Here is a 7,147-nt window from a genome sequence, read left to right as displayed (position 1 = left end):
CATAGCAAGAGTGAACCACCTGATCCCTTCCCGAACTCAGAAGTGAAACCTCTTCGCGCTGATGGTAGTGTGGGGTTACCCATGTGAGAGTAAGTCATCGCCAGCTCATTATTCAAACACCCTCAACAAATGTTGGGGGTGTTTTTTTTATGTAAAAAAGAAAAATTTAAGAAGAATAAAAAAACCCTTAAAAAATAATTTAAGGGTTTTAAACTTATATAAATATCAAATATTTAGAAATGTGCTTCTAAACCTAAATATGGGCCTTTAAACTCTAATTGAGTTTCCTGATTGGAATCTTGATTGAGCTTAATATCTAAAATGCGATAACCTGCTTTTAAACCAACATCGACTAAAATGGCATCTATAAAGTTATATTTAATTTCTGCCTGAGCATCACGAACTTCATTGTCGCTATTTTTGGCATAGTTAGCTTCAGCTTTGGCACTTAAACCTGTAAATGGCAATTTGACCGCTGCTTCTGCATACAGCATAGCTAAAGTTTCACTGACGTCTTGTGTTGAAAACAAATTCGATCTTAAGTCGCCTTCAAGTACTTTGGCACCAAATCCAACATCTGCGGCAACAATGTTATCTAAAATTTCATAATATAAAATGAAGTCTGAGTAATCTAAATCTAGTTGATTGATTTTTACACCAGCAGCGCTTTGCTCGCTTTCGGCCTGCAAATTGGCATGTTTAATTTTAGCATTGGGTAAAAATGGTACTGGATGCTCTACTGCTAGACTGAAGGGTAAGGCAAAATCATCATCCAAGTTTGGTGATAACTGAGCCTGATTCCAGTCTGCGCTATATTTCCAATAATCTACGCTGGCTTTTACCCCAATAATATCGGCATGCACCGCTGAACAACTAATTAAACTGCATGCTAAAGCAAAACGTTGTAATGTAAGCATATAAACTCTAGTATTTTGTCATCATCATTTGGGATGAATGGTGTGGTGTTGTATGTTCTCGTGACAAAAAATCATGTGAAATATTGTCCAACTTAGCGCATCATACATTTTCTAGAATCAAAATTCTTGTAAAAATATAGCTTAATTCGCGCCAAAAATAGAGGATTTCAGTATGCAAAATGTCCATCCACCTGTCGATTATCCGCTCTATCTTGCCAATAAAGCCGTAGAAACAGGGCAATGGTTAGCCGTTCAGCATAAATATTCTCAAAATTTATATGCGCGTGTCGCACTTGCCGATGCGAAAAGTATTGAAAAAGCCATTCGTGCAGCCGTAAAAGCAGAAGCCGAAATGGCAAAGTTACAGCCCTTTCAAAAACAAAAAATTCTGTTGCATTGTGTGCAGCGTTTTCAAAACATGCGTGAAGAATTGGTCGAAATTTTAATTGCTGAAGGTGGAAAACCACGTTTGGCTGCGATGGCAGAAGTCGAGCGTTTAATTAATACCTTCCAAATTGCGGCAGATGCGGTGTCACAACTAGATGAAGGGCGTATTTTGCCGTTGGCAGTGACGGCTGCTGCTGCGAATTATCAAGGGATGGTTAAGCATGTACCCATTGGTACCGTGTCTTTGATTAGTCCTTTTAATTTTCCGTTGAATTTAACTGCACATAAAATTGCACCTGCGATTGCCGCAGGTTGTCCTTTTGTATTAAAACCTGCCAGTGCCACGCCTATTTCAGCATTGAAAATTGCAGAAGTGTTGGCAGAAACAGATTTACCTAAAGGTGCGTTTTCGGTATTGCCTTGTGAGCGTGAACAAGCTGATGTTTTAGTGACAGATGACCGCTTTAAACTGCTCAGTTTTACCGGTTCAGATGTGGTGGGTTGGGATATGAAAGCCCGCGCAGGACGCAAAAAAGTAACGCTAGAGTTGGGCGGCAATGCAGCAGTGATGATTGAACCCGATACTGAATTGAATGATGCATTGATTCATCGCTTAATTGGTGGTGCGTATAATCATGCTGGGCAGGTGTGTATTAGTGTGCAACGTATTTTGGTGCATGCTGACGTATATGCCGAACTGAAAAAGAAACTTGTGAGCCAGCTCAAGAAAATTAAAGCGGCAGATCCTGATTTAGACAGCACTTTGGTCGGGCCAATGATTAAGGAAGCTGAAGCGCAGCGCTTGAAAAAGTGGATTGATAAAGCAGTGAAAAAAGGCGCAAAAATATTGGCAGGTGGCGAGCTGAAAGGTGTGATGTTTGAGCCGACTTTATTGGAACAGGTCGATCCAAACTTGGAGGTTTATAAAGATGAAGTTTTTGGCCCTGTTGCCATTTTGGAAAAATATTCATCTTTTGAACAAGGAATTACACATATTAACCAAAGCCGTTTTGGTTTACAGGCGGGTATTTATACACAAAGCTTGGAAAAAATGCTGTATGCATGGGATCAGTTACAAGTTGGTGGGGTGATTATTAATGATATTCCATCGTTCCGTGTGGACAATATGCCTTATGGTGGCGTGAAAGATTCGGGTTTAGGGCGTGAAGGGATTCAATCTGCTATTCGGGATATGCAGGAAGAGCGTTTATTGGTAATTAAGCGTTAAGTATCTGATCTAATGATGCATCGTTATAAATAAAGAGAAAGGATGAGTTAACTCTGAATTTTGAGATGATTGATTACAGTGCTGTAGTTCGGTGAATAATAGGCTACAGCGCTGCTAAAATAGATGAAAATTAAAATAACTCAAATAGCATCAAAATTTCATTCCAAATAGTTATACGATTTATAACTAAAAAATCAAGTCAAAATGGAGTGGAATTTGAACGTTTGATTAAAAAAATGCATACAAAAAGCATCTTTCTAAGCAGAATTTACAGAAAAATTGTTCAAAAATGAGTATTGTTAAGCCATACAAAAGCGCAATATTGGGCAAAGACTTTAAGCAAGATTTTCCGAATATTTCGCTGTTTGACCTTTAGAATTTGATGCTCAAAAGGTGTGACTCTAAAGCAAACACCCAGATTTTCATTTTTTGCAGGATATTTTTTGCGTGCGCTAAAGTACCGTTATATAAAGTAAATTTAAGCTAATGAAAAAGCAAGTTATTTATATAAAAGGTCAGAATTAAAAAACAAGCAGCAAAAAATAGCCTGAAGTTTAGGTGTTCTATGACAGATTCTCGTGAGAGTTGGTCCGCGCGATCAGGCTTTATTATCGCAGCCATTGGTTCTGCGGTCGGGTTGGGCAATATTTGGCGTTTCCCTTATGTTGCGTATGAAAATGGCGGCGGCGCATTTTTAATCCCTTATTTAATTGCGATCTTTGCCGCAGGTTTGCCATTGCTGTTTTTGGACTATGCAGTTGGGCATAAATACCGTAAAGCACCACCAACCGCTTATAAAAAGCTCATGAACAGTGAAGCGTTGGGCTGGTGGCAGGTGATGGTGACTTTGCTGATTGGTATTTACTATGCCAGCGTATTGTCTTGGGCAGGCAGTTATATGTTCTATTCCATTGGTCAGCAATGGGGAACAGACACTGAAAAATTCTTTTTCACAAGCTACTTACAAAATGGTGAAGGCTTAGCCTTTGGTTTTGTACCAACCTTATTTATTGGTTTAGTCATCGTATGGACGGTGGTGATGTTCATTTTATACGGCGGGGTGAAAAAAGGGGTTGAGCTGTCAAATAAAATCTTTATGCCACTTTTGGTGATTTTATTCTCTATTCTTGTGGTTCAAGCGTTACGTTTACCGGGTGCAGTCGATGGCTTAAATGCCTTCTTTACGCCTAACTGGGAAGCGATGGCGAACTATAAAGTATGGTTAGCTGCCTTTGGTCATATCTTCTTCTCGCTTTCAGTCGGGTTCGGGATTATGTTGACCTACTCATCTTACCTAAAACCTAAAACCAACTTGACTGGTTCAGGCTTGGTGGTTGCACTTGCAAACTCATCTTTTGAAATTTTAGCGGGTATTGGTATTTTTGCTGCGCTTGGTTTCATGGCGTACAGCGCAGGTTCATCGGTAGATGAAGTGGTTTCGGGCGGTATTGGTTTAGCTTTTATTGCATTCCCGAAAATCATTTCAAGCTTGGGTGCAGGTGGCGATTTATTTGGTTTCTTATTCTTCGCCTCATTGACGGTTGCAGGGGTGACCTCAATGGTGAGTATTCTGCAAGTACCCATTGCTGCGTTCCAAGACAAGCTGGGTTGGTCGCGTAAGCGTGCAGTAACCATTATTGCGGGTGGTTCAGCTATTGTTTCAACCATTTTATTCTCTACCCACAGCGCGATTACTTTTGTCGACATCATTGACTACTTTGCCAACAACATTGGTATTGTTGGTGGTGGTTTATTGTCGATCATTTTGGTGACTTGGTTCCGTCGTCCATTGCTCAAAGAATTGCAGCAACACGTTAACCAATACTCAAGCATTAAATTGGGTTGGGGCTGGAATTTCCTGTTAACCATCGTGACGCCGCTTTCATTGCTCGTGGCTTTAGGCTTAACCCTGAAATCTATTTTTGCAGAAGGCTATGGTGGTTATCCATTACACATTTTACTCACCGTGGGTGGTGGTACCGTGGTGCTCTTTATTATTGGCGCGGTATTGCTTAGCCGCTTAAAAGATCACGACGCAGCGGAGAAATAAGATGAATACATCTGCATTGGTGATGTTGATTATTTCAACAGTGGTACTTTGGGGTGGTTTAGTTTTGGCGATGATTCACCTGATCAAAAACCCAGATGAACTCGAAGACTAAGCATTTTGCTGAAACGGGTGCGATGCTGTAAAGCATTGCACTGGCTAACTAAAATAACCCTTGATTGATTCAAGGGTTATTTTTTTGGAAAGGCTATTAAATGAGAAGAATCGTTAAAACAGAAATAGCTTAGGCGGTTTTTTCAATACGACAATAATAAAAACCATCCCCGCGTCCTTGTTGCGGCAATAATTGGCGCCCATACAGTTGTGGAATGCCCCAATCTACCTCAATTTTGACTTCTTTGGCATTTTGATGTTCGGAAAAGAATTGCTGCATTTGCTGTTCATTTTCGGCTTTTAAAACCGAGCAGGTAATGTAAAGCAAGGTGCCACCAACTTTGAGCTGTTGCCACATCTGCTGCAAAATCTGTTGCTGTAATACCACCGTCTGCTGAATATCGCTAGATTGACGCAGCAAACGAATATCTGGATGACGACGCAAGACTCCAATTGCAGAACACGGTGCATCCAATACAATACAGTCCACCGCTTCACTGGCATTCCATGTGGTTGCATCAGCAGCCAAAATTTCGACTTGCGCTTCTTGATTCAGTTGCAGACGTTCTAGGTTTTCGCTGACACGTAACAAACGTTTGGCGTCCTGATCTAAGGCAATCAATTTTTTAGGCTGAAATTTTTCAAGCAGATGTGCTGTTTTACCCCCAGGTGCTGCGCAGGCATCGACCACGACTTTCCCATCTAAATTTGGCAAGAGCGTTGCACATAGTTGGGCATGTTCATCCTGAACGGAAAAAATGCCTTCATCAAAACCAGGCAAGTCCGGAATGTGCACATTTTGCAGCATCACAATACCAACTTCAGACACGGTGCACGCTTCTGCAGCAATCTCTTGTTCCTGCAAAATTTCTAAATAGTCATCACGGCTAATTTGGCGTGTATTGACTCTTAAGGTTAGCGGCGCAGTTTGCTTTAAAGTTTGCGTCAGTTGTTCTAATTGTTCAGGCCAATCTTTTTTCAGGCGTTTATACAACCAACTTGGCAAACCATGTGCTTTGGCCAAAGCCGTTTGAAATTCCGATGTTTCACGTGAAACACGACGCAGAATCGCATTTACCACACCACTGAGTGCTTGATAGCCCAATTGTTTGGCTGCAGTTACGGTTTCAGAAATTGCGGCATGACTGGCTACACGGGTGCAAAGCACTTGATATAAGCCGACATATAAACAGGTTTCAACGGTTTCATTGTTGAGTGGTTTCACCAACAGCGGCAAAGTAATGCTTTTTAGGGCATACCATTGACGCAAGGTGCCCAAAACCAGCTCATGAAACAAGGCGCGGTCACGTTCTGCGACTTTACTTAAATGTGCAGGTAAAACGCTCGCCAATGATTGCCCTTGTTGTACAGCCAATAGCGTACGGATGACTTGGGCACGCAAGTTCAAATGTGAGTTGCCTGATTCAGAATGGCTCATGCGAGAACTTGTCCTGTTTGAAGTTTTTGAGTTTGAATGATTTGCACAGGATTCAGCGGTTTAGCGCCTGGCCATTGCAACGAGCTTAAGCATACCGCTTGTTGATCGCCACAAGCGACGTGTACGCCTTGTTTGTCCAGTTTTAAAATTGTGCCTGCAGCTTTGCCTTGTGCAGATTCATCCGATAATGCTGAACCCCAAACGCGCAAGTTTTGTGTTTCATCTAAAGGGATAAACGCCACCGGCCACGGGTTAAAGGCACGGATATTACGGTCAATTTCGGCTGCAGTTTGTGACCAGTCAATTTGTGCTTCGGCTTTGGTCAATTTGTGTGCATAGACCGTCAAGGCTTCATCTTGCACTTCACGCGCGGCTAAATAGTCTTGCAATTTTTGCTCTGAAGCCAGTACTTCGACAATTGCTTCGGCACCTTGCTGCGCCAGTTTATCATGTAAAGTAGCAGAGGTGTCTGTGGCAGTAATTGGGCATAGGGTTTTATACATCATATCGCCTGTATCTAAGCCTGCAGCCATTTTCATAATGGTAATGCCTGTTTCGGTATCACCTGTGGCAATCGCACGCTGAATCGGTGCTGCACCGCGCCAACGTGGTAGTAAAGAACCGTGAATATTCAAGCAGCCATATTTTGGAGTATCTAAAACCACTTGCGGCAAAATTAAACCATAGGCAGCAACCACCATCACATCGGCATTCAATGCAGCCAATTCTTGTTGAGCCTCCAGACCTTCTTCAGTAGATGATTTAAAATGTAAAGGTTGATAGACAGGAAGATCGTGTTGTAGTGCCAATTGCTTCACCGCAGATGCTGTGAGTTTTTGTCCGCGTCCTGCTTTACGGTCAGGCTGGGTGTAAACCGCGACAATCTCATGGTCGGTGTTCAGGAGTGCTGCCAAAGCGCTTGCAGCAAATTCAGGCGTACCTGCAAAAACGATTTTCAATGGAAATCAACCCATAGTTTTAGATGACGCGGCAATTATAACAAATTGCAGCCCAAA

At 41.9% G+C, this 7,147-nt stretch carries 6 protein-coding genes and 1 rRNA gene; 4 read left to right on the top strand and 3 right to left on the bottom strand.

Annotated elements, in window-relative coordinates:
• A 5S ribosomal RNA gene (gene rrf, locus FTV41_RS09550) occupies nt 1-106 on the top strand; the annotation flags it as partial.
• A 127-nt stretch (nt 107-233) separates the two neighbouring features.
• Here the strand turns inward: rrf and FTV41_RS09545 are convergent.
• A complete protein-coding gene (locus tag FTV41_RS09545) occupies nt 234-917 on the bottom strand; it encodes a TIGR04219 family outer membrane beta-barrel protein (protein WP_179988883.1) in 684 nt (227 codons plus the stop codon).
• Nucleotides 918-1,089: 172 nt separating this feature from the next.
• On the opposite strand from FTV41_RS09545, the gene FTV41_RS09540 reads away from it, so the two are divergent.
• From FTV41_RS09540 to FTV41_RS09530, 3 genes are all read left to right on the top strand, one after another.
• Nucleotides 1,090-2,532 carry an aldehyde dehydrogenase family protein gene (locus FTV41_RS09540; protein WP_179996474.1) on the top strand — a complete coding sequence of 481 codons (1,443 nt, stop codon included), beginning with the start codon at nt 1,090-1,092 and terminating at the stop codon, nt 2,530-2,532.
• 565 nt (nt 2,533-3,097) lie between these two features.
• Nucleotides 3,098-4,582, top strand: a complete 1,485-nt coding sequence (locus FTV41_RS09535) for a sodium-dependent transporter (protein ID WP_004970372.1) — start codon at nt 3,098-3,100, stop codon at nt 4,580-4,582.
• Between the two features lies 1 nt (nt 4,583).
• Nucleotides 4,584-4,694, top strand: a complete 111-nt coding sequence (locus FTV41_RS09530; protein WP_004970370.1) for a methionine/alanine import family NSS transporter small subunit — start codon at nt 4,584-4,586, stop codon at nt 4,692-4,694.
• A 129-nt stretch (nt 4,695-4,823) separates the two neighbouring features.
• Here the strand turns inward: FTV41_RS09530 and rsmB are convergent, their stop codons facing one another.
• Nucleotides 4,824-6,131 carry a 16S rRNA (cytosine(967)-C(5))-methyltransferase RsmB gene (gene rsmB, locus FTV41_RS09525; RefSeq protein ID WP_179996473.1) on the bottom strand — a complete coding sequence of 436 codons (1,308 nt, stop codon included), beginning with the start codon at nt 6,129-6,131 and terminating at the stop codon, nt 4,824-4,826.
• Nucleotides 6,128-7,090: a methionyl-tRNA formyltransferase gene (fmt, locus tag FTV41_RS09520; protein ID WP_179996472.1), complete on the bottom strand. Its 963-nt coding sequence runs from the start codon at nt 7,088-7,090 to the stop codon at nt 6,128-6,130. The genes rsmB and fmt overlap by 4 nt, the downstream gene beginning before the upstream one ends.
• Nucleotides 7,091-7,147: the final 57 nt, after the last annotated feature.

Source organism: Acinetobacter sp. YH16051 (assembly GCF_013417135.1).
GTDB classification, from domain to species: domain Bacteria; phylum Pseudomonadota; class Gammaproteobacteria; order Pseudomonadales; family Moraxellaceae; genus Acinetobacter; species Acinetobacter towneri.
Note: the sequence above shows the minus strand (reverse complement) of the source record. Positions and strands in the feature narration are given on the sequence as shown.

Coding starts and splice junctions, on each gene's coding strand:
- FTV41_RS09545 (WP_179988883.1), bottom strand. CDS start 917: ATGCTTACATTACAACGTTTTGCTTTAGCATGCAGTTTAATTAGTTGT.
- FTV41_RS09540 (WP_179996474.1), top strand. CDS start 1,090: ATGCAAAATGTCCATCCACCTGTCGATTATCCGCTCTATCTTGCCAAT.
- FTV41_RS09535 (WP_004970372.1), top strand. CDS start 3,098: ATGACAGATTCTCGTGAGAGTTGGTCCGCGCGATCAGGCTTTATTATC.
- FTV41_RS09530 (WP_004970370.1), top strand. CDS start 4,584: ATGAATACATCTGCATTGGTGATGTTGATTATTTCAACAGTGGTACTT.
- rsmB (WP_179996473.1), bottom strand. CDS start 6,131: ATGAGCCATTCTGAATCAGGCAACTCACATTTGAACTTGCGTGCCCAA.